Source organism: Actinoplanes ianthinogenes (assembly GCF_018324205.1).
In the GTDB taxonomy this organism is placed as follows: domain Bacteria; phylum Actinomycetota; class Actinomycetes; order Mycobacteriales; family Micromonosporaceae; genus Actinoplanes; species Actinoplanes ianthinogenes.
In genome coordinates, this window is record NZ_AP023356.1 from 3,119,647 (window position 1) to 3,144,950 (window position 25,304).

Below are 25,304 nucleotides of genomic sequence, written 5' to 3' on the forward strand. Positions count from 1 at the left end.
GCCCGGGGAAGCGCCTCCCTCGCGAGGTAGTACGGGAGTTGGCGCCTGCTTTTGCTGGAGGGGTAAAGCGTAGAAAATCGGGTTTATCGGTTTTCAGGTGTTGAGGTACGTGAGGACGGCCAGGACCCGGCGGTTGTCGTCGTCGGAGACGGGCAGGCCGAGCTTGGTGAAGATGTTGTTGATGTGTTTGCTGACCGCCTTCTCGCCGATGAAGAGTTTGGTGGCGATGGCGCCGTTCGAGCGGCCCTCGGCCATCTGGCCCAGGACCTCGCGCTCCCGGGCGGTCAGCGCGGACAGCGGCGACTGCCGGCGGGCCAGCAGCTGATAGACCACCTCGGGGTCCATCGCGGTGCCGCCGGAGGCGACCCGGCGGACCGCGTCGATGAACTGGGCGACGTGCGAGACGCGGTCCTTCAGCAGATAGCCGGCGCCGCCGGCCCGGTCGGAGAGCAGCTCCCGGGCATACAGCGGCTCGACGTGCTGGCTGAGGACCAGCACCGGCATGCCGGGGATCCGGGCGCGGGCGGCGATCGCGGCCTGCAGGCCCTCGTCGGTGAAGGTCGGTGGCAGCCGGACGTCGACCACGGCCACGTCCGGCCGCTGCTCGATCAGGGCGGGGAGCAGCGCCGGTCCGTTGTCGACGGCGGCCACCACCTCGCAGCCGTGTGCGGTCAGCAGGCGGGTCAGCCCGTCCCGGAGGAGGGCGTGATCTTCGGCGAGGACGACGCGCAAGGCAACTCCATGGTCACGACAGTCGGTCCGCCCGGCGGGCTGGACAGGCTCATCGTGCCATCGAAGGCGGCAAGACGACGCTCGATACCCCGCAGGCCGCTGCCACCGGACGGGTCGGCGCCGCCCAGGCCGTCGTCGCTGACCCGCATGAGCAGGGCCGAACCGGTGTGCCAGAGCTCGACCTGGGTGGTGCGGGCGAAGCTGTGGCGCGTCGCGTTCGCCAAGGCCTCGGCGACGGCGAAGTAGGCCGCCGACTCGACCGGGGTGTCCAGGCGGCCGGGCAGCGCGGTCTCCACCGTGGTCGGGATCGGCACGGCGAGCGCCAGGGCGCGGACCGCGCCGTCCAGCCCACGCTCGGCGAGCACCGGCGGGTGGATGCCGCGGACCAGGTGGCGCAGGTCGGCCAGGGCGGCGGAGCTGGTCTCCCGGGCCTCGGCGAGCAGTTTGCGGGCACCGGCCGGGTCGGCCTCGACCATCTCCTCGGCCAGCCCGATGGTCATGCCCAGCGACACCAGCCGGACCTGGGCGCCGTCGTGCAGGTCGCGCTCGATCCGGCGCAGCTCGGCGGCCTGCGCGTCGACCGTGTCGGCCCGGGTCACGGTCAGCTCGCTGACCCGCAGGCGCAGCTCGGCGTTGCGGGTCGGGCCGAGGAACAACCGGCCGAAGTGGGCGTCGAAGCGGCGCAGGTAGGGCGCGACCGCGATGCCGACGGAGAGGATCAGCGCGCCCTGCGGCAGCGACAGGAACCCCTCGCCGACGGTCTCGATCGGCCAGATCGCGCCGTAGCCGTACCAGTCCGTGCCGAGCGAGATCCACAGTGGGATGAGCAGCACACCCTCCAGCCCGTAGGCCGGGATGGCGAGGGTGAGCGCGCCGAGGACGACGCCGGCCACCGCGCCGGGCACCAGCCAGGCGAAATCCCGCCAGGTGGCCGGGTCGGTGACGATCCACTTGTAATAGCGCCAGCCGCCGGCGACGGCCCGCTCGGGCGGCGGGAGGTACGGCCGGCGGATCGGCACACCGGCCCGGCCGGCGAGCCGGCGGGCCAGGTCGGCGCGGGCGCGGACCAGCAGGGTGATCCCGGGGAACAGCAGCAGCCCGAGGCCGGGCACGATGCTCAGCACCAGGGCGGCCAGGGACAACCCGAACAGCGGCAGGTTCAGCACGGCCAGCGGGATGGCGATCAGCCCGCTGAGCACCGCCCGCAGGCCGTCGCGGATCCAGTCACGCGAGTCCATGACCCCATCCTGCCGATCCGGGCCGGGCTTGTCGGTAGGGCCAGCACTACCTCTGAGGTGCGGGCTGGCACTCCTGACCGGGCGCGCGCGTTCCGCGAGGCTGAGTCCATGACGACGACGACCGAACGACCCCGCGTCACGGGGAGCGACTTCGCCGAGCTCAACCGGCGGATCAACGCCGCCGGGCTGATGCGCCGCCGGCCCGGCTACTACGCCCTGCGCCTGAGTCTGGTCGCCCTGGCCCTGGCCGGCGGCTGGACCGCGTTCGTCCTGGTCGGCGCGTCCTGGTGGACGCTCGCCGTGGCGGCCTTCCTGGCCGTGGTGTTCGCCCAGGTGGCGCTGGTCGCGCACGATCTGGCGCACCGGCAGGTGTTCCGCACCAACAAGCCGAGCTCGCGGGCCGGGCTGCTGGCCGGCAACCTGGCGATCGGGATGTCGTACGGCTACTGGATGGACAAGCACACCAAGCACCACGCCAACCCGAACCACGACGATCTCGACCCGGACGTCGGGGCGGGCGTGCTGGTCTGGTCACCGGAGCAGGCGCGCGGCGGTGGCTTCGTGCAGAAACACCAGGCGTGGCTGTTCTTCCCGCTGCTCACGCTGCTCGGGCTGTCGCTGAAACGGGACAGTCTGCGGGCCCTGCGGAGCGGGTCGGTGAAGCAGCGCGGGCGGGAGTGGGCGCTGCTGGGGGTGCACTTCGCCGGTTACGCGGCGGCGCTGCTGCTGGTGCTGACCCCGCTCCAGGCGCTGGCCTTCCTGGTGGTGCACCAGGCGCTGTTCGGGGTGTATCTCGGGATGACCTTCGCGCCCAACCACAAGGGGATGCCGCATCCGGACGGCACCGAGGACTTCCTCCGCAAGCAGGTGCTGACGTCACGCAACGTGCGGGGCGGCCGGTTCGTCGACGTGGCGCTGGGCGGGCTGAACTACCAGATCGAGCACCACCTGTTCCCGGCGATGCCGACGCCCCACCTGCGCCGGGCGCAGCCGATCGTGCGGGAGTACTGCGCGGAGATCGGGGTGCCCTACGAGATGACCGGGCTGGTGGATTCCTATCGGCAGGCGCTGCGCCACCTGCACGAGGTGAGCGCCGTCCTGCGGTCGTGAGTCCGGTTCGGCCCGGGGCGCGCCGAGGCGCGCCCCATGGCCGTTTCCCGATCGGCGTCAGCCGATGCCGATGTTGTTGTGCGCGCTCACCGGAGCGAACCGGCGGTTGCCGAGCCAGACCGCGTCGTAGCCGTTGACCAGCAGGTTGGCCAGCGAGACGGGCGGCGGGACCGGCCCGTTCTTGCATTCGGCCCAGCCACCGAAGTCGGTGGTCGCCTCGCAGAGCGGGAACCGCTCGCCGGTGGTGGTGAACTGGATCGGCAGGCCGGCCACCGGGTGCCCGTCCCAGGTCGTGAAGTGGGCCTTGAGCCCGAGGGTCTCGCGCGCGATGACGTCGAGCGTGCCGTAGTAGGCGGTCGCGTTCATCCGGATGGGTCGGAAGTTCGGCGCGGCCTGGGCGGGGCTGGAGGCGGCGATGCCGGCCAGCGCCACGGCCGCGGCGAGCCACCGCATGGTCGTGTGCTTCATGGAGCACGAAACTAGGCGAAGCGGTCAAAATTCCCAAACCGACACACCATCGAGTGACGCGGCCGGCATCCGAACAACGTGCGAAACCGCTCGGGGGGACACGCGGTTAATACTCTCGGGTGATCCCGAGGTAAAGATCACACCGGTCGGAACGGGAGTGCTTTAGCTTTGGCAGGAAGCTGCGGAAGGTCTCGCAAAAACGCCGTTGCGGCTTCCGTGCAAAATCCCCGGCGTGGGTTAGCCTCTGCTCACAAAGCGCATCCCGTCATCGGCCTGTTCCGCGCTTTATTTGGCCGCACTCCGCGGACCTTCAGGCACGCAAGCATGGGGAACTTCATTGGACATTGCCATCGTCGGCCTATCCTGCCGTTTTCCGGGGGCGCGCGACGTGGTCGAGTTCTGGGCGAACTCACTGGCCGCCGCTCATCAATTCCGGCCCGTACCGTCGGCGCGTTGGAATCACGAGACATTCTATTCCACGAATTTCCGTGACACGCATTCCACGTACACCGACCGGGTGGCCTTTCTTGACGAGGTCGAGAAGTTCGCCGCCCTGCACCACCGCATCCCGCCGCGGCGTGCCAAAGCCATGGACCCACAGCACCGGCTGCTCGTCGACCTGGCCCGGGAGGCGGTCCAGGACGCCGGCTGGGAGCGGCGGCCGTTCGACCGGTCGACCACCGGCGTCTTCGTCGGCCTGAGCACCGCCGACTACAAGGACATGACCGGGGCCCGGCTGACCGCGAGCATGCTGGCCGACGGCTCGCTGTCGCCGAACGCCAACGACCCGGAGCTGCTCGCGGCGATCGCCGAGGCGGCCAAGGTGGCGATCGACCCGCCGCAGTCGTTCTCGATGGCCGGCTCGCTGCTCAACATGGCCCCGGCCACCGTCAGCGAGCTGCTCGACCTGGGCGGCCCGTCGTTCGCCGTGGACGCCGCCTGCTCGTCGGCGCTGGTGGCGATGCACGAGGCGGTCAACCACCTGCGGACCGGCTCGTGCAGCGCGGCCCTGGTCGGCGGGGTGTTCCTGAACCTCACCCCGAACGCGCTGGTCGGCTTCTCCCGGGTGGGCGCGCTGTCGCCGGCCGGGCTGTGCCGTCCGTTCGACGCCCGGGCCGACGGCTTCGTGCTCGGCGAGGGTGGCTCCCTCGCGGTGCTGCGGCCGCTGGACGACGCCCTGGAGGCGGGCGACCGGATCTACGCGGTGCTCAACGGCATCGGGACCGCCAACGACGGCAAGGGCGCCGGGCCGATGACGCCGCGGGCGGAGGGCCAGGAGGCGGCGATGCGGGCCGCGTACCGGGACGCGCGGGTGGAGCCGGGGGCGATCGACTTCCTGGAGGCGCACGGCACCGGCACCACGGTCGGCGACAAGGTGGAGATCGAGGCGATCCGCCGGTTGCGGGCCAAGTCGGCGGACCGGCACTGCTACCTCTCCTCCGGCAAGGCGATCATCGGGCACACCCTGCCGGCGGCCGGCGCCGCCGGCGTGCTGCGCACCGCGCTGGCCCTGCACCATCGGACCGTGCCGCCGCAGCCGGCCGTAGACTCGCACCCGGAGCTGCCGCTGGCCGAGGCGGGACTGGAGATCACCGCCGAGCCGCGGCCGTGGACGCCGCCGGCCGACGACCGGCGGCGGGCCGCGGTCAGCTCGTTCGGCTTCGGCGGGACCAACGTGCACGCGGTGCTCAGCGAGGCACCCGAGCCGGAGACCGACGACGAGGACGCGGACGGGACCCGGCCCTGGGTGGTGCTGCTGTCGGCGGACGGCGGGGAGCTGCTGGCGACGTACGCCGAGCGCCTGTCCGGCCTGGTCGCCGCCGACCCGGCGCTCACCCCGGCGGCGGTGGCCCGCACCACGGCCAGCCGCCGGCTGCTCGGCGCCCGGCTCGCGGTGATGTGCCGGACCCGGGCCGAGCTGGCCGAGCGGCTCGCCACCGCGGCCCGGGAGCTGGCCGCCGGCGCCACCGGCCGCCTCGCCCCCGGCGTGTACGCGAGCACCACCCCGCTCAGCCCGGAGCAGCGCTCGCTGGCCTTCCTCTACCCCGGCCAGGGCTCGCTGCGTCCCGGCGTGCTGCGCGACCTGGTGGCCCGCTTCCCGGCGCTGGCCGAGCATGTCCGGCCGCTCGCCGACCGGGTCGACGAGCGTACCGGCGCGCCGGTCACCGACCTGCTCTGCGACACCCCCGGCCCGGGCGCCGAGGAGCAGGTCAGCGCGACCCGGATCTGCCAGCCCGGCCTCGGCGTGGCCGGGATCGGGATGACCCAGCTGCTCGCCGAGCTCGGGGTGACCCCGCAGGTGACCCTCGGGCACAGCGTCGGCGAGCTGGCCGCCGCGGTCGCGGCCGGGGCGCTGACCCCGGACGACGGCATCGAGTTCCTGATCGAGCGCGGCGCCGCGGTCACCTCCGGCGAGGAGCCGGCGCCCGGGACGATGGCCGCGGTCCGGATCGACGCGGCCGGGTTCGAGCAGCTGCGGATCGGCATCGAGGGCGTCTGGGCGGGCTGCTACAACCACCCGACCCAGATCGTGGCGAGCGGGCACCGGGACGCGGTGGACCGGCTGGTCGAGCGGTGCCGTCACCGGGACGTGCCGGTGGTGCCGCTGCGCGTCTCGCACGCCTTCCACTCCCCGCTGATGTCCGAGGTCGACTCCCGGGTCGCCGTGCACGTGGCCGACCTGCCGGTGCGCAAGCCGATCCGGACGCTGATCTCCAGCGTGGACCCGGCGGCGCCGGTCGACCCGGAGACGCTGCGCGCGCTCTGGAGCCGGCAGGGTTCGGCGCCGGTGCTGTTCCGCGACGCGGTGGACGCGGCGGTGGACGCCGGCGCGAAGATCCTGGTGCAGGTCTCGGCCGGGGACTCGCTGCTCGGGATGGCCGCGCAGACGCCGTCGGCGCGCGGGCTGGACGCGATCGCGCTGATGCCGGCCGAGCCGGACGAGGGGTACGCCCTGCTCGAAGGACTGGGCCGGCTGGCCGTCGCGGGTGTGCCGGTGGATCTCACGCCACTCTTCGAGGGGCTCGGGGTGCCGCTGGTGACGCTGCCGCCGTCGCCGCTGGCCACGCAGCACTACTCGATCAGGCGTACCGAGAAGAAGACGGAAGCGGCCCGATTTGTCCGCAAACACGAATTGCCTTCCCCTGCCCTGCCCGACGCGCAGCCGGCAGCCGTGACCAGGAACGGAGCGCCGATTCCGGTGAATGACGTCATTTCCTTGCTGCGGGAGCAGCTCGCGGTCCTGCGCGACATCGGCGCCGAACCGGGGGCCCCGGTGGAACGGCCCGCGGTCGCGGAACGACCGGTGGTCGCGGAACGACCCGCGGTGACGGAGCGACCCGCGGTCGTGGAGCGGCCCGCGGCTCTGGAGAAGGCTCCGGAGCGGCCCGCACCGGTGCCCGCCCCCCGCAAGACCGAGGACCGGAAGGTCTTCAGCGAGGTCGCGGCCATGGTCGGCAAGATCAGCGCCTATCCGGCCGACATGGTCCGCCCGGAACAGTCGTTCGGCGGCGACCTGGGCTTCGACTCGATCATGACGGCCGAGCTGATCGCCGCGGCCAAGCGCCGCTGGCCGGATCTCGACCTCGCCCCGGAGCAGGTGTTCGGGATCGCCACGGTCGGTGAGCTGACGCAGCTGCTGAACGAGGCGCTCGGCGGCGCGCCGGCTCCGGCACCGGCGCCGGAGCCCGAACCGGTCCGCGAGCTGGTGCCCCGCGACGAGGCCCGTCACGAGGCCCGCCGCCCCGAGGTCGCCGACGTGACCAAGCTCCCCGAGATCGTCCAGTTCGAGGCGCGCGGCACCATCCTGGAGAAGGTCGGCGTCGCGAACCCGTACTACATCGTGCACGACTCGGTGATCAACAGCCGGACCTCGGTGCACGGCCGGCAGCTGATCTCCTTCTCCAGCTACAACTACCTGGGCCTGTCCGGGCACCCGATGGTCAACTACGCGGTGAAGGAGGCGGTCGAGCGGTACGGCTCCTCGGTCTCCGCCGCCCGCATCCTCTCCGGCAACCGGGCCCTGCACGACGAGCTGGACCGCGGCCTGGCCGCCCTGGTCGGCGCCGAGGACGCGATCTCGCTGCTCGGCGGCCACTCCACCAACGTCGGCATCATCGGGCACATGGTCGGCCCGGAGGACCTGATCGTGCACGACGCGCTCGCGCACGACAGCATCCTGCAGGGCTGCCGCCTCTCCGGGGCGAACCGGCAGCCGTTCCCGCACCAGGATCTGGCCGCCCTGGACGCGCTGCTCACCCGGATCCGCGACCGGTACCGCCGGGTGCTGATCATCGTCGAGGGCGTCTACAGCATGGACGGCGACATCTGTGACCTGCCGGCCCTGATCGCGCTGAAGAAGAAGCACGGCGCGCTGCTGATGGTCGACGAGGCGCACAGCATCGGCGTGCTCGGCGCCCGCGGCGGCGGCGTCGGCGAGCACTTCGGGGTGGACCGCACGGACGTCGACATCTGGATGGGCACCCTGTCCAAGTCCCTCGCCAGCTGCGGCGGCTACATCGCCGGGCGGCACGAGTTGATCGAGTACTTGCGGTACACCCTGCCCGGCTTCATCTTCAGCGCCGGGATGAGCCCGGCCAACGCGGCCGCCGCGCTGGCCGCCCTGCACCTGTTGCGCGAGGAGCCGCAGCGGCTCAAGGTGCTGCACGACCGGGCCGCGACCTTCCTGCGGCTGGCCAAGCAGGCCGGGCTGGACACCGGGCCGAGCAGCGGCACCCCGGTCATCCCGTGCATCACCGGCGACTCGGTGCAGGCCCTCAAGCTGGCCGACACGCTGCTGAAGAACGGGGTCAGCGCGAACCCGATCATGTACCCGGCGGTGAAGGAGCGGCTGGCCCGGCTGCGGTTCTTCATCACCGCCGAGCACAGCACCGAGGACATCGAGACGACCGTGGACCTGGTCGCCCGGCATCTCGACCCGGCCCGCGTGCCGCAGCCGGCCTGAGAGCGCCACCTGCGATGACCTCTCTGACTACTCGGCCACCCCGGGCCGGGGACGACCAGCCGGTCGCCCCCGGGCCGGTGGTCCGGCTGACCAGCCGCCGCCCCCGACTCGTCCTGCTCCTCGCGGTGCTGCTGGCCGGGCTGGCGATCGCGTTCAGCGGTGACGTGGTGACCGCACTGAAGACCGGCGGCTTCGACGACCCGGACTCCGATTCGGTACGCGGCCGGCAGGTGCTCTCGACGTATTTCCGCACCGCCGACCCGAACCTCGTGGTGCTGATCGGCAAGCCGGGCGGCAGCGTGGACGACCCGGACGTCCGGGCCGCCGCCCAGCGGGTGACCCAGCGGCTCGCGACCGCCGACGGCGTCACGGTGGCCGGCTCCTACTGGGTGAACCACCTGCCGCAGCTGGCCAGCCGCGCCCACGACAAGGGCATGATCCTGGTCCACGTGGACGGCGACGAGGACAGCAGCGCGGACCGCGCCCGCTCCCTGCACGACCAGCTCGCGGCCGAGGGGCCGATCGCGGTCTCCTTCGGCGGGTTCACGCAGATCAACAACGACATCAACGAGCAGGTGACCAAGGACCTGGCGACCGCCGAGTCGATCGCCATCCCGATCACCCTGGTGCTGTTGCTGCTGGTCTTCGGCACGGTCGGGGCGGCCGGGGCGCCGCTGCTGATCGGCATCTTCTCGATCGTCGGCACGCTCGGCGCGCTGCGGCTGCTGGCCGCGATCACCGACGTGTCGGTCTTCTCGGTGAACATGGCGACCGCCCTGGGGCTCGGCCTGGCGGTCGACTACAGCCTGCTCTTCGTCTCGCGGTACCGCGAGGAACGCGTCAGGTCCGAGGACCTGACGACCGCGCTGGCCGCCACCATGCGGACGGCCGGCCGCACCATCCTGTTCAGCGCCGCGACCGTGGCGGTGGCGCTGTGCAGCCTGCTCGTGTTCCCGCAGTACTTCCTGCGCTCGTTCGCCTTCGCCGGCATCGCCGTGGTGCTCACCACCGTCGGCGCGGCGCTGTTCGTGCTGCCCGCGCTGCTCACCCTGCTCGGGCACCGGATCGACAAGTGGGCGCTGTGGCGGCCCCGTCCGGAGCGTCCGGCGTTCTGGGGCCGGTTCGCCGCGTTCGTGCTGCGCCGCCCGGTGCTCACCGCGGCCCCGGTGATCCTGATCCTGCTCCTGCTGGCGCTGCCCTTCGGCCACGTGCGCTTCGGCGTGGCCGACGACCGGGTGCTGCCCAAGGAGGCGGAGAGCCGGATCGTGGCGGACACCGTCCGGACCGAGTTCGCCGACACCGGCAGTGGCGCCACCGTGGTGGTCGCCGAGCACTGGGGCACCGGGACGGACGCCCGGATCCGGGTGGCCGACTACGCCGCCCGGCTCTCCGAGGTGCCCGGCGTGACCCGGGTGGACAGCATGGTCGGCACGTACCAGCACGGGGTGATCGTGGTCGCTCCGGGCCGGCCGGACCCACGCTTCGTGGCCGGCGACGCGACCTGGTTCTCGGTGGTCAGCGAGGTGGAGCCGTACTCCGGCGAGGGCGCCGATCTGGCCCGCGGGGTCCGCGCGGTGCCGGTGCCGAGCGGGGTACCGGTGCTGGTCACCGGGCCGGCCGCGCAGCTGGTGGACATCACCGGCTCGATCGGGGCGCGCCTGCCGATCGCCGCGATCCTGATCGCGGTCAGCACGTTCGTGCTGCTCTTCCTGCTCACCGGCAGCGTGCTGCTGCCGCTCAAGGCGCTGCTGCTGAACACCCTGACGATGGGCGCGGTGTTCGGTGTGGCGGTCTGGGTGTTCCAGGACGGGAACCTGTCCGAGGTGCTCGGGCAGACCGGGGCGCCGCTCGCGGTGGCCATCCCGGTGCTGCTGTTCTGCGTGGCGTTCGGCCTCTCCATGGACTACGAGGTGTTCGTGCTGTCCCGGGTGATCGAGCGGCACGAGCAGGGCGCCGACCTGCACACCGCGGTGGTCGAGGGGATGTCGCGCAGCGTCCGGGTGATCAGCGCGGCGGCCGGCATCCTGTCGGTGTCGTTCCTGGCCATGCTCTCGTCCGGGGTGTCCCTGATCCAGTTCTTCGGGCTCTGCGCCAGCCTGGCGATCATCCTGGACGCGCTGCTGGTCCGGCCGGTGCTGGTGCCGGCGTTCATGCGGGCGGCCGGGCGGTGGAACTGGTGGGCGCCGCGGCCGCTGCGAGCCGTGCACGCCCGGCTCGGACTGCGCGAACACGGTTGATCTTTTGTGCCCATTTCGGCGGTGCGCGGCGGAGGCCGCGCACCGCCGGACGGGTATCCTGGTCCGACAATCGACTACCCGTCAACACCGGTCGTCTCACCCCTGGCAGCAACCGTGGGGCCACTTGGTGTTTTCACACAATTAGGGTCTAGAGTGCCGCCCGTGAAGGTGACCTTGCAGGAAATCCGGGAGCGCACCTACAAGCCGATCGACGCGTGGTGGACCGTGCTCCTGGTCGACCCGCTGGCATCCCGGCTGGTGCGCATCGTGGCCCCGTACCGGTGGATTACGCCCAACGTACTGACCTTGATCGCGACGATCATCGGCGTCGGCGCCATGGTCAGTTTCGCGCAGGGTGACCAGCAGTGGCTGATCGTCGGCGCCATCCTGTTCCACCTGAGCTTCGTCGTCGACTGCATGGACGGCAAGATCGCCCGGCTGAACGGGACCGGCACGGTCTTCGGCCAGTGGCTGGACTTCGTCCTCGACCGGGTCCGGGTCTTCTTCTGCGCGCTCACCCTGTTCGGCGGGCAGTACGCGCAGCACCACGACGTGAAATACCTGTGGCTGATGTCCGTGGCCATCTTCCTGGACCTGGTCCGTTACCTGAACGGAAGCCAGGTCGCCAAGGTCCGCCGCGGCATGAAGGAGAACCTGGACGCGCTGAAGTTCCCGGTCGAGGTGCACCCGGACGCGGCGCAGGACATGGCCGAGCCGGGCGACGAGGCGGCCGACGACGAGCCGGTGGCGGCAGCCCGCCCGCAGTCGCTGAAGAGCCGGATCGGCGCCACCCTCAAGCGCAACCGGATCCGCACCCACCTGTTCAGCGGCATCGAGTACGAGATGTTCGTCTACATCCTGGCCCCGCTGACCGGCCTGATCTTCCCGATCACCATCCTCTCCGGCGCCGCCATGCTGGCCTTCGAGTTCCTGCTGATCTACAAGCTGTACCGGACCACCGCGGCCTACCCGGCGAAACTGAAGGCGGCGCAGGCGCGGTACGACGAGTACCAGGAGTCCCGCGTCCGCAGCACGGTCTGAGCCCTTCCCCCGGCACCTGACGCCCCCGGCGGTTTCGCCGGGGGCGTTCCGCCGCCCCGGCCCGCGGCGCAGAATGGCGGCATGGCCGACAACGAGGCTCACCTCACCTTCCGCCGCGCCCGGGACTTCCTGCTCGACCATCGCGAGGACTACCCGGTCGCGTACGAGGAGTTCGCCTGGCCGCGGCTCGACCGGTTCAACTGGGCGCTGGACTGGTTCGACGTGATCGCCGCCGGCAACGACGAGCCGGCCCTGTGGATCGTCGAGGAGGACGGCAGCGAGCAGCGGCTCTCCTTCGCCGAGCTGTCGGAGCGCTCCAACCGGGTGGCCAACTGGCTGCGCGAGCAGGGCGTCCGCCGCGGCGACCGGATCGTGGTGATGCTCGGCAACCAGGTGGAGCTCTGGGAGACCGTGCTCGCCGGGATCAAGCTGGGCGCCGTGCTCATCCCGGCCACCCCGCTGCTCGGCCCCGCCGACGCCGCCGCCCGGGTCAGCCGGGGCGGCGCCCGGCACGTGATCGCGATGGGCGCCGCGACCGGCAAGTTCGACCAGGTGGATCCGGCCGTGACCCGGATCGCGGTGGGCTCGGCGCCGGGTTGGCGCGATTACGGTACGGCCTCCGCGTCGAGCCCCGACTTCACTCCGGACGGCCCGACCGGGGCCGGCGACACGCTGCTGCTGTACTTCACCTCGGGCACCACCGCCCAGCCCAAGCTGGTCGAGCACACCCACGTGTCCTATCCGGTGGGCCACCTCTCCACCATGTACTGGATCGGCCTGCGTCCCGGCGACGTGCACCTGAACATCTCGTCCCCCGGCTGGGCCAAGCACGCCTGGAGCAACGTGTTCGCCCCGTGGAACGCGCAGGCCTGCGTGTTCATCGTCAACTACACCCGGTTCGACGCGAGCCGGCTGATGGCCGAGATGCAGCGCTGCGGGGTGACCAGCTTCTGCGCGCCGCCGACCGTGTGGCGGATGCTGATCCAGGCCGACCTGACCGAGCTGAAGACGCCGCCACGGATCGCGGTCGGCGCCGGTGAGCCGCTCAACCCGGAGGTGATCGAGCAGGTCGCGGCGAAGTGGGGGGTGACCATCCGGGACGGGTTCGGGCAGACCGAGACGTCGGTGCAGATCGCCAACACCCCCGGGCAGCCGGTCAAGGCGGGCTCGATGGGCCGGCCGGTGCCCGGCTTCCGGATCGCGCTGCTCGACCCGGTCACCGGGGCCGAGGCGGACGAGGGGGAGATCTGCGTGGCGATGGACCCGCGGCCGGTCGGGCTGATGGTCGGTTACCACGGCGACCCGGAGCTGACCGCCGAGCGGATGGCCGACGGGTATTACCACACCGGGGACGTGGCGGCCCGGGACACGAACGGGTACATCACCTACGTGGGGCGCACCGACGACGTGTTCAAGGCGTCCGACTACCGGATCTCGCCGTTCGAGCTGGAGAGCGTGCTGATCGAGCACGAGGCGGTGGTGGAGGCCGCGGTGGTGCCGTCGCCCGACCCGGTGCGGCTCGCGGTGCCGAAGGCGTACGTGCTGCTGGCGGAGGGGTGGGCGGCGGACGAGACGACCGCGGCGGCGATCTTCGAGCACGCCCGTGCGCACATGCCGCCGTACGCCCGGATCCGCCGCCTGGAATTCGCCGAGCTGCCCAAGACGATCTCCGGGAAGATCCGGCGGGTCGAGCTGCGCGCCGCCGAACAGGACAAACACGCCGACCCGGACGCCACTGTGCCGGGCGAGTTCAGCGGCTGAGCCCACCGGCTATCTTTGCCCGATGCCGCGACGCCGACTGTTGTACCTGCTCGCCGTCGTCGCGATGATGGCCCAGATGGCGTTCGCCATGGTGACCACGGCGACGCAGCAGACCCCGACCATCGACGAGCCGGTGTACGTGGCGACCGCCGAGGTCTACACGCAGCAGCACAGCCTGCGGTACAACCCGGAGCATCCGCCGCTCGGCAAGCTGATCCTGGCGACCGGGCTGGCGTTCGGCGACGTGCACCGGCTGGACCCGGCGTACCCGGGTAGTCAGACGGCGCTCGGGCGGCACCTGCTCTACGAGAGCGGGAACAACCCGGGCCGGCTGATGCTGGCCGCCCGGCTGCCGGTCATCCTGCTCACGCTGCTGTTCGGGCTGGTGGTGCTGGCGTTCGCGCGGGATCTGGCCGGGCCGGTGGGCGGGCTGATCGCGCTCGGACTCTACGCGTTCTCGCCGGACGTGATCGCGCACGGGTCGCTGGCCACCCTGGACGTGCCGGCGGCCGGACTGCTGCTGACCGCGTTCTGGCTGGCCTGGCGGGGGCGGGAGCGGCCGTACGCCTACCTGCCGCCGGCCGGGCTGGCGCTCGGTGCGGCGCTGGCCACCCGGGCGAGCGCGCTCCCGGCCGTACCGTTGCTGGTCCTGCTCGCCGGTTTCTCGATGTGGCACGCGCAGCGCGCCGTCGAGATCCGGCGGCGGACGCTGATCAGCCTGGGCACGGTCGTCGCGACCGGGCTGATCGCGGTCGCGGTGGTCTGGGTGGTCTACCTGATCGCCGACCCGCACCTGCGCTGGACCACCCCGCCACGACTGCCGCACCCGGGCGGCCTCAAGGGCCTGGCGGTCGACTGGCTGCCGTTCCCGCAGGCCTACCGGGACGGGCTGCTGATGCAGTTCAGGTTCGAGCGGCAGACCTTCAACGGCTTCCTGCTCGGCGAGGCCTACAAGGGCAACCTCTGGTACTACCTGCCGGTGGCACTGCTGATCAAGACGCCGCTGGGGATGCTGGCGCTCTGGGCGGCCGGCGTGCTGACCATGCTGCTGCTCCCCCGGCTGCGGGTCGCCTCGCTCTACGTGCTCCCCGTCTCCGCGGTGTTGCTGCTGGTCGCGATGACCGGCGCCCGCGATTACGGCACCCGGTACGTGATCTTCCTGCCGATGTTCCTGGCGGTCGCGGCCGGCACCGTCGCGCTCGTCCGGTTCCGCTGGGCCCGGGTGGCCGCGGTGGTCCTGGTGGTGGCCACGGCCGTCAGCTCGGTACGGACCTTCCCGTATTACCTGCCGTACTCCAACGAGGCGTTCGGCGGGACCGAAAACACCCACCACAACCTGCACGACTCGAACGTCGACTGGGGGCAGGACCTGGCCCGGCTGTCGCAGAAGCTGAAGACCGACTACGCCGGGCAGCGGATCTGGCTGATCTACAAGGGCAGCGGCGTGCCGGCCTACTACGGCATCACCGCGGAGAACCCGTACTCGGTGCCGTTCGACCAGGTGCACGGCATTCTGGTGGTTTCCGACTCCCGGGTCGCCCTGGCCTCACCGAAGTTGAAACAGCTTCTCGACACCAGCACCCCAATCGACCAAGTCGGATATTCCATGACGATTTACAAGCGATAAAAATCGGGTCTGGTGGTTACCGGCCGGTAATGCTTAGGTGATGCGATGACGGATTACGACATCGTGATCGTGGGCAGCGGCTTCGGCGGCAGCGTCAGCGCACTGCGACTGTCCGAGAAGGGCTACCGGGTCGGTGTGCTCGAGGCCGGTCGCCGATTCACCCCGGACACGCTGCCGAAAACGTCATGGGATCTGAAGAACTTCCTCTGGGCGCCCAAGCTCGGGATGCGCGGCATCCAGCGGATCACCCTGCTCAAGGACATCATGGTGCTGTCCGCGGCCGGGGTCGGCGGTGGCTCGCTGGTGTACGCCAACACGCTGTACCAGCCGCCCGCCCCGTTCTTCGCCGACCCGCACTGGTCCGGGATCACCGACTGGGCGGCCGAGCTGGCGCCGCACTACGACCAGGCGTCCCGGATGCTCGGGGTGACCGAGCAGCCCACGATGACGCCGTCCGATGTGGTGATCAAGCAGGTCGCCGAGGACATGGGCGTCGGGCACACGTTCCGGAGAACCCCGGTCGGCGTCTTCTTCGGCGAGCCCGGCAAGACCGTGCCGGACCCGTATTTCGGGGGCGCCGGACCGGACCGCACCGGGTGCGTCGAGTGCGGCAACTGCATGATCGGCTGCACCGTCGGCGCCAAGAACCGGCTCGACGTCAACTACCTCTACCTCGCCGAGCGCAAGGGCGCGACGATCCACCCGGACACCGAGGTCACCGCGATCCGCCCGGACGGCGAGCGCTGGCGGGTGGAGACCCGCAACGGCACCTTCACCGCCGGCCAGGTGATCCTGTCGGCCGGGGCGCTCGGCACCCAGCGGCTGTTGCACGCCATGCGCGACACCGGGGTGCTCCCCCGGCTCTCCGCCCGGATCGGCTCGCTGACCAGGACGAACTCGGAGGCGCTGCTCGGCGCGGAGACCAAGAGGGTGCCGGCCGAGCCGTTCAGCAAGGGCGTGGCGATCACCTCGTCGTTCCACCCGGACGCGAACACCCACATCGAGCCGGTCCGATACGGCCCCGGCAGCAACTCGATGGGCCTGCTCTCCACGCTGCTGGTCGACGGCGGCGGCCGGGTGCCGCGCCCGCTCAAGTTCCTCTGGGAGTGCCTGCGCCACCCGGTGGTGCTCGCCTACTCGCTGTCCGCCCGCCGGTGGAGCGAGCGGACCATCATCGCGCTGGTCATGCAGACCCTGGACAACTCGCTGACGGTCCGCCGCACCAAGCGCGGCCGGCTGACCACCAGCCCCGGGCACGGCGACCCGAACCCGACCTGGATCCCGGTCGGGCACGAGGCGGTCCGCCGGATCGCCGACCGGATCGACGGCTTCCCCGGCGGCACCGTCGGCGACATCGTCAACATCCCGATGACCGCGCACATCCTGGGCGGGGCGACGATCGGCGCGTCCCCGGAGGCCGGGGTGATCGACCCGTACCACCGGGTCTACGGATATCCGGGACTGCACGTGGTGGACGGCTCGGCGGTGCCGGCGAACCTCGGGGTGAACCCGTCGCTGACCATCACCGCGATGGCGGAGCGGGCCATGTCGCTGTGGCCGAACAAGGGCGAGGCGGACCCGCGGCCGGCGGCCGGCACCGACTATCAGCGAGTGGAGCCGGTGCCACCGCGGTCCCCCGCCGTTCCCGCCCACGCTCCGACCGCGCTGCGCCTCGGCCCTACCCGCGTCGAAAGCTGACCGGCTAGCGTCCACATATGACGCTCACGGGGAAGACAGCGCTCGTCACCGGAGGTTCGCGGGGCATCGGGCGGGCGATCGTGCGCCGCCTGGCCGCGGACGGCGCCCGGGTGGTGTTCACCTATCGGTCCCGCACGGAGGCGGCCGACAGCCTGGTCGCCGAGTTCGGCGACCAGGCTGTCGCGGTGCGGTGCGACCAGGCCGACCCGGAGACCCTGCCGGCGATCTTCGAGCCGGTCCGGGACGGGCTGGACATCCTGGTCAACAACGCCGGGGTGGCCGACCACACGACGATCGCCGAGGTCACCCCGGCGGCGTTCGACCGGGTGCTGACGATCAACACGAAGTTCCCGCTGCTGGCGATCCGGGAGGCCGCGCCGCTGCTGCGCGACGGTGGCCGGATCGTCAACGTGTCGACGCTGAACACGGTGGTGTCCGGGCCGGGGATGGTGCTGTACTGCGCCAGCAAGGCGGCGCTGGAGCAGGTCACGGCGGTGGCGGCGAAGGAGTTCGGGCCGCGCGGGATCACCGTGAACACGGTGTCGCCCGGGGCGACCGACACCGACATGCTGCGCGGGGTGAACACCGCGGAGGGCATCGAGGGATCGGTGGCCCTCACCGCGCTCGGCCGGCTCGGGCAGCCGGCGGACGTGGCGGCGGTGGTGGCCTTCCTGGCCGGGCCGGACTCGGCGTGGGTGACCGGGCAGAACATCCGGGCCACCGGCGGCCTGCTCCTGTAGCGGATCCGGGCGCGTTCCGCGACGGGTGGCGAACATGGACGAACCGCCCCGGCACCGGAGAGTCGGCGACGAGGCGGCTCGGGTCTGATCGAGCGCCCGGTCCGCCTGGGAGCGCTCCCACGAGCCACGTTACAGGACATTCACGAGTTCGAAAAGAGTCGCTGGGCAGCCATTACCGGCCGGGGCGGCCACCCTCCGCTTACGGGTGGATGCGCAGCGGAATTGCGACATGCCAAGAGACGCAATTTGCAATAGCCATGGGGTGCGCGACACAATAATGCGACGACGACTAATCGCGGCACCCCCATCGCTCGCGTACAGCCGTCACCCGAATGACATCGCTGTAGGAGCGAACACGACATGGCCAAGCAGATAATTACCCTTCTGACCGACGACCTCGACGGCGGGGAGGCCGACCGCACTGTCGAATTCGGACTCGACGGCGTGAACTACACGATCGACCTGTCCGAGAAGAACGCCGGCAAGCTGCGCAAGGCTCTGGAGCCGTTCCTCTCCGCGGCCACCCGGCTGGGTCGTTCCGGCGTTGCTCCGACGGTTGCCCGGCGGGCCGCGCCGGCCGCCTCGAGCCGGACCAGCCGCGACCAGAATCAGGCCATTCGCGAGTGGGCGAACAAGAACGGATACTCGGTTTCCGAGCGTGGCCGGATCCCGAGCAACGTCGTCGAGGCGTACCACGCCAAGCGCTGATTGACCGCATGCCGTGAAACGGCGTCGCCGGACTGTCCGGCGGCGCCGTTTTCTCGTTCCCGTGCAGGTCAGGTGGGCGCCGGCGGTGTTCACAATCCGGGAACGGGGTGCCCGGGAACGCCCGCCGAACGATCCGGACCGCACGGTTCCCGAGATGACCATGGTCAATCCTCGGCCGGGTCAATCCCGGGCGGCGCGGCGCCGATCGGTGATCGGACCGGGTCGGCCGCGCCGGATGATCACCGGAATCGGGGGCCGCGGCATCGGGATCGACGCCACCCATTAGGTGCGGTTCCGAGCACCACGAAAATAGCCCGCGAACGCGCTGACCGGCGGGAAATCACCGGATGGTTCGGCGGGACGATGCCGTACCGGCCCGGCCGAAATGACCGATGCGCAAATCGGAACGCCGGGCCGGTACCGGTTCGGCCCGGCGGCCGGGCGTGACGGGTGATCCCGAAATCCGGGAGCGGCCGCTGCCGGGCGTACCGAAAACGGGTGGGCCGGCGGGCGTACCGAAACCGGGGAAACGGCCCGGACCGGGCGGCGGGCCCGGTGAAAAGCCGGACCGGAAACCCGGGGCCGCGGAATAGTTCCGGGAATCCGATTCGATCGTGCGACGCGGGGTACGGCTTGCGGCATGCGTGTGGTCATCGTGGGCGCGACCGGCAACGCCGGCACCGCGCTGCTGCGCCGTTTGCGCACCGAGCCGGACGTCGAGGCGATCGGCATCGCCCGGCGCACACCCCGGGACGGCGGCCCTTACGCCGACATGGAGTGGCACTCGGTCGACGTGGGGAGCGACGACGCCCTGGACCGGCTGACCCCGATCTTCGACGGCACCGACGCGGTGGTGAACCTGGCGTGGCAGATCCAGCCGAGCCACGACATCCGGCGGCTGTACCGGACGAACGTGCTGGGCAGCCGCACGGTCTTCCAGGCGGCGTTGCGCGCCGGGGTGGCCACGCTGGTGCACGCCTCCTCGGTCGGGGTGTACGCGCCGGGGCCGAAGTGGGCGTACGTGAAGGAGACCTGGCTGCGCACCGGGATCCCGGAGTCGTCCTACAGCCGGCACAAGGCGCTGGTCGAGAGGATGCTGGACGAGATCGAGTCGGATCACCCGACGCTGCGGGTGGTCCGGCTGCGCCCCGGGCTGATCTTCCAGCGGGACGCCGGGACGGAGATCGGCCGGTATTTCGCGGGGCCGCTGGTGCCGGCCCGGCTGCTGCGGTTCGGCTGGGTGCCGGTGCTGCCGGCGAACCCCGGGCTGCGGTTGCAGGCGGTGCACGCGGACGACGTGGCGGAGGCGTATCTGCGGGTGCTGCGGGCCGACGTGCGGGGCGCGTTCAACATCGCGGCCGGGCCGGTGCTCGATCCGGCGGTGCTGGCCAAGGCGTTCCACGGGGTGCCGGTGCCGGTGCCCGGGTTCGCCCTGGAGGGAGTGGCCGCGATCAGCTGGTGGCTGCGGATGCAACCGGTGGACCGGGGGTGGGTGAAGCTGGCCCTCAAGGCGCCGCTGATGTGCTGCGACCGGGCCGCTGAGGAGCTCGGGTGGGCGCCACGCAGGGACGCGGTGGAGGCGCTGCACGAGGTGGTGGCAGGGTTGGCGGAGCGGGCCGGGCGGCCGGAGAGTCCGCCGCTGGACGCGAGCGGGAGTCAGCCGGGGCGGCTCGGCGGGCTGTTGCGCGGACGGTTTCCGGGGACCGGTGACCCGTACTGATCACTTTCCGGGCACCGGAGACCCGTACTGATCACTTTCCGGGGACCGGAGACCCGTACTGATCACGCGGCGACCGTGGTGCCGGTCATCCAGGCCAGGACCTCGGTCGGGCCGAGCGGGCTGGAGAACAGGAACCCCTGCCCGAGCGGGCAGCCGAGCTGGACCAGCAGGTCCCGGTGCGCGACGTCCTCGATCCCCTCGGCCACGACCGTGAGCTGAAGGTTCCGGGCCAGGCTGACGATGCCGCTGACCAGGGCGAGCGGCTGCGGGCTGGTGACCATGTCGTCGATGAAGGTCTTGTCGATCTTCACGACGTCGATCGGGCGCTGGCGCAGGTAGCCGAGCGAGGAGTAGCCGGTGCCGAAGTCGTCGATGGCGATCCGGATGCCCATCTCGCGCAGCGTGCTCAGGTCGGACCAGACCCGCTGCTCGTCGTCCTTCATCAACAGCGTCTCGGTGATCTCCAGCATCAGCGACTGCGGCGGCACCCCGGTGTGGTGCAACGCGGTGCGCACCTGGTCGACGAATCCGGCCTCGCGGAACTGCCGGACCGAGACGTTGACCGTGACATAGGGCGCCTGGCCGGGCGGCAGGACCCGGCGCCACTCGGAGACCGTGCGCAGCGCCTCCTCCAGCACCCAGCGGCCCATCGGCACGACCAGGCCGCTCTCCTCGGCGACCTCGATGAACTGGTCCGGGGTGATCACCCCGCGCTGCGGGTGCGACCAGCGGACCAGCGCCTCGAAGCCCACCGCGACGCCCGAGGCCAGGTCCACGATCGGCTGGTAGTGCAGCAGGAAGTGGCCCTCGTTGACCGCGTGGTCGAGCGCCGAGCGCAGCTCCAGCCGCTCCACCATCTCGTCGTGCAGGTGCCGCTGATACCGCCGCCACTGGTTCTTGCCGGCCCCCTTGGCCACATACAGCGCCAGGTCGGCCTGGCGCAGCAGCTCGTCCGCGGCGCCCGCCTCCAGCGTGGTGGTGATGCCGATGCTGGCCACCGCGTGCAGCGGCTTGGCGTCGGTGACGATCGGGGCGGCCAGCGCGGCCAGGATCCGGTTCGCGGTCTCCTCCACCGCGCCCGGGTCGTTGACGTTCTCCACCAGCGCCGCGAACTCGTCGCCGCCGAGCCGGGCTGCGGTGTCGTCGGCGCGCAGCGAGCCGGCGATCCGGTGGGCCACCTCGATCAGCAGCTGGTCGCCGACCGCGTGCCCGAGCGTGTCGTTGACGATCTTGAAGTCGTCCAGGTCGATGAAGAGCACCCCGACCACCGAGCCGTCCCGGGCGCCGCGGGCCAGGGCGTGCTTCAGCCGGTCGTGGAACAGCACCCGGTTGGCCAGGCCGGTCATCGCGTCGTGGAACGCCTGGTGGGTCAGCTCGCGTTCGAGCTGCCGCTGCTCGGTGACGTCCCGCATGGTGACCACCAGGCCGGCCACGCTGTGGTCGGCGCGCAGATCCCGGCAGTGCATCTCGAGCAGCACCTCGGTACGCCCCGCCCCGACCGCCCGGAAGTCCAGCTGCCGCAGCTCGTCACCGCCCCGGACCGCCGCGAGCGCCTCGGCCAGCCGGCTCTCGTCGCCCGGGTGGATCACGTCGGGCAGCCGGTAGCCGGTCGGGTCGGCGCCGAAGACACCGAGGGCGGACGGGCTGGCGTACCGGATCCGGTCGTGCTCGTCGAGGATGGTGATCACGTCGGCGGTGTTCAGGATCAGCGTCCGGAAATACGCCTCGCTGTTGCGCTGGGTCACCTCGTGGCTGAGCGCGATCCGCTCCAGCGCCAGCGCGACCTGCCCGGCCAGCACCTCCACCGAGCGCTTCAGCTCGCGCAGCGCCCAGGCCGGCGCGCCCACGTGCAGCACGCCGACCAGCGGGTCGCCGGTCGGGCGGTCCTGCAACACCATCGGGCAGCGCAGCGTCTCGGCGAACTGGGTGAGCCGGACCGCGACCGCCCAGTCCACGTCCCGGGTCTGCACCAGCCGCGCCGCGGTGCCGGTGGCCCGGTCCACCGCGGCCTGCGCGGCCGCCTCCGGCGACAGCGGCTCGGACTGGGCGATGCTGATCGCCAGCACCACGCCGTGCGGCACGTCACCGGGCAGCAACTGGGCCACCGTGGTGCGGACCGCCAGCCCGACCGCCTCGGCGTCGGCCGCCGAGACCAGCGCCGCCGACGCCTCGCGCAGCGCACGCTCCCGGGCCATCGCCTGCCGGTGGCTGGCCATGATCCCGGACATCCGGGCCAGCACCAGCATCAGCATCAGCAGGCTCAGCACCGCCACCAGGAACAGGCCGGCGACCTGGCTGTCCTGGAACATCTTGACCATCAGCACGGTCGGCGCGGCCAGCGCGGCGACCGCGAGCAGGGCGAGCCGGCCCCGGCTGGTCTCGGCGGCCGGCGCCGACGACGCCCGGGTCAGCTCGGCCATCGACGGGATCAGCGCGGCCGTCCCGGCGGTGGCGTACAGGGCGAGCTGGCCGTACGCCGAGGTCCGGAACACGTCGGCCACCAGCATCGCGCCGGTCCCCGCGCCCAGCCAGTACCCGGAGGCCACCAGGCGGCCGGGCACCGTGGCCAGCCGGATCAGCAGGCCGAGGCAGAGCAGGTCGGCGACCGGGAGCAGCTGCTCCAGCCCGTTGACCGTCACGTCGGACATCCGCGGGCCGATCACGAACGTCCAGATCAGCAGCGCCACCCCGGAGGTGACGATGGCCGCGTCCAGCAGGCCCGGCACGTCCCGCGACGAGCCGGTGCGGCGGCGGACGAAACCGGCCAGCGCGACCGCCAGCACCAGGTAGGAGCAGAGCAGCAGGCCGGTGCCGACCGCCTCCAGCCAGAGCAGCCAGTTGGTGATGAACGAGGGTGCGTTGCCGATCGCGGCGCCCAGCCCGGAGAGCCCGGCCGCGCCGGCCAGCAGCCACCAGGGCACCCGGTCGTCGGGCGCGCTGCGGTAGGTCCCGATCAGGACGGCGACCAGCGCGGACAGACCGCCGGCCAGGATCAGCCAGCCGTGCAGGGCGGGCTCCAGCGAGTAGACGACGCCGAGAACCACGATCCAGGCGCCGAAGAGGGCGGCCGGCCACCGCGTCGGCATCCGTTTCCCTCCCGCCGTCTCCGTCGCCTCACTGTTCGGCTCCGGGATCACCGTTCTGAGGGAAAGGGCACAATCGTCGGGTGCTACTCGATTTCGTACGCGCCCACACGCTCCTGGCGCCGGTCCCGTTCGTCCCGGAGATCAACCTCCGGCAGGCCGAGGAGCCGATCGCGCTCTGGGAGGCCACCGAGGCCGGCGGCGCCGAGCAGCCGCCGCCGTTCTGGGCGTTCGCCTGGGCCGGTGGGCAGGCCCTCGCCCGGCACCTCCTGGACGAGCCGGACCTGGTCGCCGGGCGCAGCGTGCTCGACCTGGCCACCGGGTCCGGGCTGGTCGCGGTCGCGGCGGCGAAAGCGGGGGCGCGGCCGGTGGTGGCCAACGACATCGACCCGCTGTCGCTGGCCGCGGCGGCCGCCAACGCCGCGGACAACGGGGTGACGGTGGAGACGGTCGAGGCCGACCTGCTGGACACCGACGACCGGTACGGCGTGGTGCTGGCCGGCGACGTGTTCTACAGCCGGGAGATGGCCGGGCGGGTGCTGCCGTATCTGCGGCGGGCGGCCGGGCGGGGCTCGCTGGTGCTGGTCGGGGACCCGGGGCGGGCGTACCTGCCGGAGGGGCTGGTGCTGCGGGCCACCTATGACGTGCCGGTGATCGAGGCGCTGGAGAGCTGTGCGGTCCGGCGTACCTCGGTCTGGCAGGTGGTCAGCTGAGCAGGGCGGCGAGGGCGTGACCGTCCTCGACGACCACGTCCGGCTCGCCGTGCTCACCGGGGCTGTCGGAGCGGCCCGACGGCATCAGGATCGCCCGCGCGATGTCGGCCCGGCGCGCGCAGACGACGTCCCGCTGCCGGCTGTCCCCGACGAACCAGCAGTCGGCGGGCGCCACCCCCAGCGCGTCGGTGGCCCGCCAGATCATCTGCGGGTTGGGTTTCCGGACGCCGGCCTCGTCGCTGTAGACCTGCGCCGCGAAGTAGTGACCGACCCCGGCCTCGGCCAGGAAGTCGCGGTGCGCGGCGCCGCTGAGCGTGTTGCTGACCACGGCCATCGGGACGCCGGCCGCGGAATACGCCGCCAGCGCCTCCGGGATGCCGGGACGCAGCTTCCAGTCGTCGCGCCGGGCCCAGTCGTAGCTGAGCCTGGTGACCGCGCCGCGGACCGGCACCGCCGCGGCCGGCGGCCAGCCCGCGATCACGAAACGCTCCCAGACCTCGGCCTGGGGCAGCTCGTCCGGGTGGTCCTCGTCGCGCCAGCGGGCGTACGCGGCGGCGCCGTCGACGAGCGCCCGCTGGATCTGCCCCGGTTGCAGCGCACCCTTGGTCAGGTTGTAGATCCGCAGGACCAGCTCGGGCGGCGCGGCCCGGAACGGTCCCGTCCCGTCGGCCAGCACCCCGCCGAAATCGAGGAGCAGCGCAGCCGGGATCACCGTTGCCCCAGCGTCCACGCGCGCACACCCCCCACGATGCCGGCCGTGTTCGGCACCACCACCACGTCGTCGCCCATCCGGGCCAGCTGGGTCGGCGTGATCAGCCGCGAGTTGCCACCGCCGAGATAGACCCGGTCCCAGAGGAAGACCGGCCGCAAGCCGTCGACCACGTTACGCACACGGCGGGACCAGAGCGCGTCACCCAGCCGGCGGCGCTCGTGCTCCCCGATGTACGTGTCGTAGGACATCCCCCAGCGCACCGGGGCCTGCGACATCTCCAGGTGCGGAGCCAGCTCGCCGCCGTCGAACAGCGCGCAGCCCAGCCCGGTCCCGAGGGTCAGCACCAGCTCGCAGCCGGTGCCGGCGACCACCCCGGCGCCGTGCACCTCGGCGTCGTTGAGCACCAGCGTGGGCAGCCCGAACGCCTCGGCCAGCGCGGTCCGGGCGTCGAACCCGCGCCACGCCTCGACCAGCTCCGGATCCACCCTGGTGCGCGGGCCGCTCCGGGTCACGTAGTGCGGGGTCGCCACCACCACGCCGTGCCGGATCATCCCCGGCATGCCGACGGTGACCCGGTCGGCGGTCGGCAACTGGGTGCCGAGATCGACCAGGGTCTTGACGAACAGATCGGGCGGCAATGGGTACGGCGTGGGGACCCGGATCGGGTGGGCCCGCATCGTGCCCGCGTCATCCAGCACGGATCCCTTGATCCCGCCGCCGCCACAGTCGATCGTCAGGGTGAAAGTCACGCCG

The 25,304-nt window shown here is 71.8% G+C and carries 17 protein-coding genes; 11 read left to right on the top strand and 6 right to left on the bottom strand.

From position 1 onward, the window contains the following. Positions 1-93: 93 nt before the first annotated feature. Entirely contained in the window at positions 94-732 is a 639-nt protein-coding gene (locus tag Aiant_RS14015) for a response regulator transcription factor (protein ID WP_189336976.1), read from the bottom strand. Next, on the bottom strand, positions 684-1,970 hold the full coding sequence (locus tag Aiant_RS14020; RefSeq protein WP_189336975.1) for a sensor histidine kinase: 1,287 nt from the start codon (positions 1,968-1,970) through the stop codon (positions 684-686). Before Aiant_RS14020 ends, Aiant_RS14015 begins: the two co-directional genes overlap by 49 nt. A gap of 108 nt (positions 1,971-2,078) precedes the next feature. Here Aiant_RS14020 and Aiant_RS14025 point away from each other — a divergent pair, with 108 nt between their 5' ends. Then, positions 2,079-3,080, top strand: a complete 1,002-nt coding sequence (locus Aiant_RS14025; protein ID WP_189336974.1) for a fatty acid desaturase family protein — start codon at positions 2,079-2,081, stop codon at positions 3,078-3,080. Between the two features lie 57 nt (positions 3,081-3,137). Here the strand turns inward: Aiant_RS14025 and Aiant_RS14030 are convergent, their stop codons facing one another. After that, on the bottom strand, positions 3,138-3,548 hold the full coding sequence (locus Aiant_RS14030; protein WP_189336973.1) for a hypothetical protein: 411 nt from the start codon (positions 3,546-3,548) through the stop codon (positions 3,138-3,140). A 388-nt stretch (positions 3,549-3,936) separates the two neighbouring features. Between Aiant_RS14030 and Aiant_RS14035 the strand changes: the two genes are divergently transcribed. From Aiant_RS14035 to Aiant_RS14075, 9 genes are all read left to right on the top strand, one after another. Further along, on the top strand, positions 3,937-8,511 hold the full coding sequence (locus Aiant_RS14035; protein WP_229831507.1) for a type I polyketide synthase: 4,575 nt from the start codon (positions 3,937-3,939) through the stop codon (positions 8,509-8,511). Between the two features lie 14 nt (positions 8,512-8,525). Beyond that, a complete protein-coding gene (locus tag Aiant_RS14040; RefSeq protein ID WP_189336972.1) occupies positions 8,526-10,748 on the top strand; it encodes an MMPL family transporter in 2,223 nt (740 codons plus the stop codon). A gap of 162 nt (positions 10,749-10,910) precedes the next feature. Beyond that, positions 10,911-11,789 (top strand): CDP-alcohol phosphatidyltransferase family protein, encoded by an 879-nt coding sequence (locus Aiant_RS14045; protein ID WP_189336971.1) that lies wholly within the window; start codon positions 10,911-10,913, stop codon positions 11,787-11,789. Positions 11,790-11,870: 81 nt separating this feature from the next. After that, on the top strand, positions 11,871-13,550 hold the full coding sequence (locus Aiant_RS14050) for an AMP-binding protein (RefSeq protein ID WP_189336970.1): 1,680 nt from the start codon (positions 11,871-11,873) through the stop codon (positions 13,548-13,550). 22 nt (positions 13,551-13,572) lie between these two features. Continuing rightward, on the top strand, positions 13,573-15,177 hold the full coding sequence (locus Aiant_RS14055) for an ArnT family glycosyltransferase (RefSeq protein WP_189336969.1): 1,605 nt from the start codon (positions 13,573-13,575) through the stop codon (positions 15,175-15,177). 45 nt (positions 15,178-15,222) lie between these two features. Beyond that, positions 15,223-16,875, top strand: a complete 1,653-nt coding sequence (locus tag Aiant_RS14060) for an FAD-dependent oxidoreductase (protein WP_189336968.1) — start codon at positions 15,223-15,225, stop codon at positions 16,873-16,875. Between the two features lie 17 nt (positions 16,876-16,892). Next, positions 16,893-17,615, top strand: coding sequence for an SDR family oxidoreductase (locus Aiant_RS14065; protein WP_189336967.1), 723 nt, complete (start codon positions 16,893-16,895; stop codon positions 17,613-17,615). A 360-nt stretch (positions 17,616-17,975) separates the two neighbouring features. Further along, positions 17,976-18,323 carry a histone-like nucleoid-structuring protein Lsr2 gene (locus Aiant_RS14070; protein ID WP_189336966.1) on the top strand — a complete coding sequence of 116 codons (348 nt, stop codon included), beginning with the start codon at positions 17,976-17,978 and terminating at the stop codon, positions 18,321-18,323. A gap of 640 nt (positions 18,324-18,963) precedes the next feature. Continuing rightward, the gene (locus Aiant_RS14075) at positions 18,964-20,043 is read left to right on the top strand and encodes an NAD-dependent epimerase/dehydratase family protein (protein WP_189336965.1); all 1,080 of its coding nucleotides are present in this window, start codon (positions 18,964-18,966) and stop codon (positions 20,041-20,043) included. A gap of 62 nt (positions 20,044-20,105) precedes the next feature. Here Aiant_RS14075 and Aiant_RS14080 read toward each other — a convergent pair whose 3' ends face one another. Further along, entirely contained in the window at positions 20,106-23,129 is a 3,024-nt protein-coding gene (locus Aiant_RS14080; protein ID WP_189336964.1) for a putative bifunctional diguanylate cyclase/phosphodiesterase, read from the bottom strand. 80 nt (positions 23,130-23,209) lie between these two features. On the opposite strand from Aiant_RS14080, the gene Aiant_RS14085 reads away from it, so the two are divergent. Further along, positions 23,210-23,839: a class I SAM-dependent methyltransferase gene (locus tag Aiant_RS14085; protein WP_189336963.1), complete on the top strand. Its 630-nt coding sequence runs from the start codon at positions 23,210-23,212 to the stop codon at positions 23,837-23,839. Here the strand turns inward: Aiant_RS14085 and Aiant_RS14090 are convergent. Continuing rightward, a complete protein-coding gene (locus Aiant_RS14090; protein ID WP_229831506.1) occupies positions 23,832-24,569 on the bottom strand; it encodes an HAD family hydrolase in 738 nt (245 codons plus the stop codon). The genes Aiant_RS14085 and Aiant_RS14090 overlap by 8 nt on opposite strands. After that, complete coding sequence (locus tag Aiant_RS14095) at positions 24,548-25,300, bottom strand: ROK family protein (protein ID WP_189336962.1); 753 nt, start codon at positions 25,298-25,300, stop codon at positions 24,548-24,550. The genes Aiant_RS14090 and Aiant_RS14095 overlap by 22 nt, the downstream gene beginning before the upstream one ends. Between the last annotated feature and the right edge of the window lie 4 nt (positions 25,301-25,304).

What these genes read in the sequence shown, in the direction of transcription:
- Aiant_RS14020 (WP_189336975.1), bottom strand. Translation starts at nt 1,970, where the DNA reads ATGGACTCGCGTGACTGGATCCGCGACGGCCTGCGGGCGGTGCTCAGC.
- Aiant_RS14070 (WP_189336966.1), top strand. Translation starts at nt 17,976, where the DNA reads ATGGCCAAGCAGATAATTACCCTTCTGACCGACGACCTCGACGGCGGG.
- Aiant_RS14040 (WP_189336972.1), top strand. Translation starts at nt 8,526, where the DNA reads ATGACCTCTCTGACTACTCGGCCACCCCGGGCCGGGGACGACCAGCCG.
- Aiant_RS14050 (WP_189336970.1), top strand. Translation starts at nt 11,871, where the DNA reads ATGGCCGACAACGAGGCTCACCTCACCTTCCGCCGCGCCCGGGACTTC.
- Aiant_RS14075 (WP_189336965.1), top strand. Translation starts at nt 18,964, where the DNA reads ATGCGTGTGGTCATCGTGGGCGCGACCGGCAACGCCGGCACCGCGCTG.
- Aiant_RS14055 (WP_189336969.1), top strand. Translation starts at nt 13,573, where the DNA reads ATGCCGCGACGCCGACTGTTGTACCTGCTCGCCGTCGTCGCGATGATG.
- Aiant_RS14030 (WP_189336973.1), bottom strand. Translation starts at nt 3,548, where the DNA reads ATGAAGCACACGACCATGCGGTGGCTCGCCGCGGCCGTGGCGCTGGCC.
- Aiant_RS14025 (WP_189336974.1), top strand. Translation starts at nt 2,079, where the DNA reads ATGACGACGACGACCGAACGACCCCGCGTCACGGGGAGCGACTTCGCC.
- Aiant_RS14080 (WP_189336964.1), bottom strand. Translation starts at nt 23,129, where the DNA reads ATGCCGACGCGGTGGCCGGCCGCCCTCTTCGGCGCCTGGATCGTGGTT.
- Aiant_RS14060 (WP_189336968.1), top strand. Translation starts at nt 15,223, where the DNA reads ATGACGGATTACGACATCGTGATCGTGGGCAGCGGCTTCGGCGGCAGC.
- Aiant_RS14065 (WP_189336967.1), top strand. Translation starts at nt 16,893, where the DNA reads ATGACGCTCACGGGGAAGACAGCGCTCGTCACCGGAGGTTCGCGGGGC.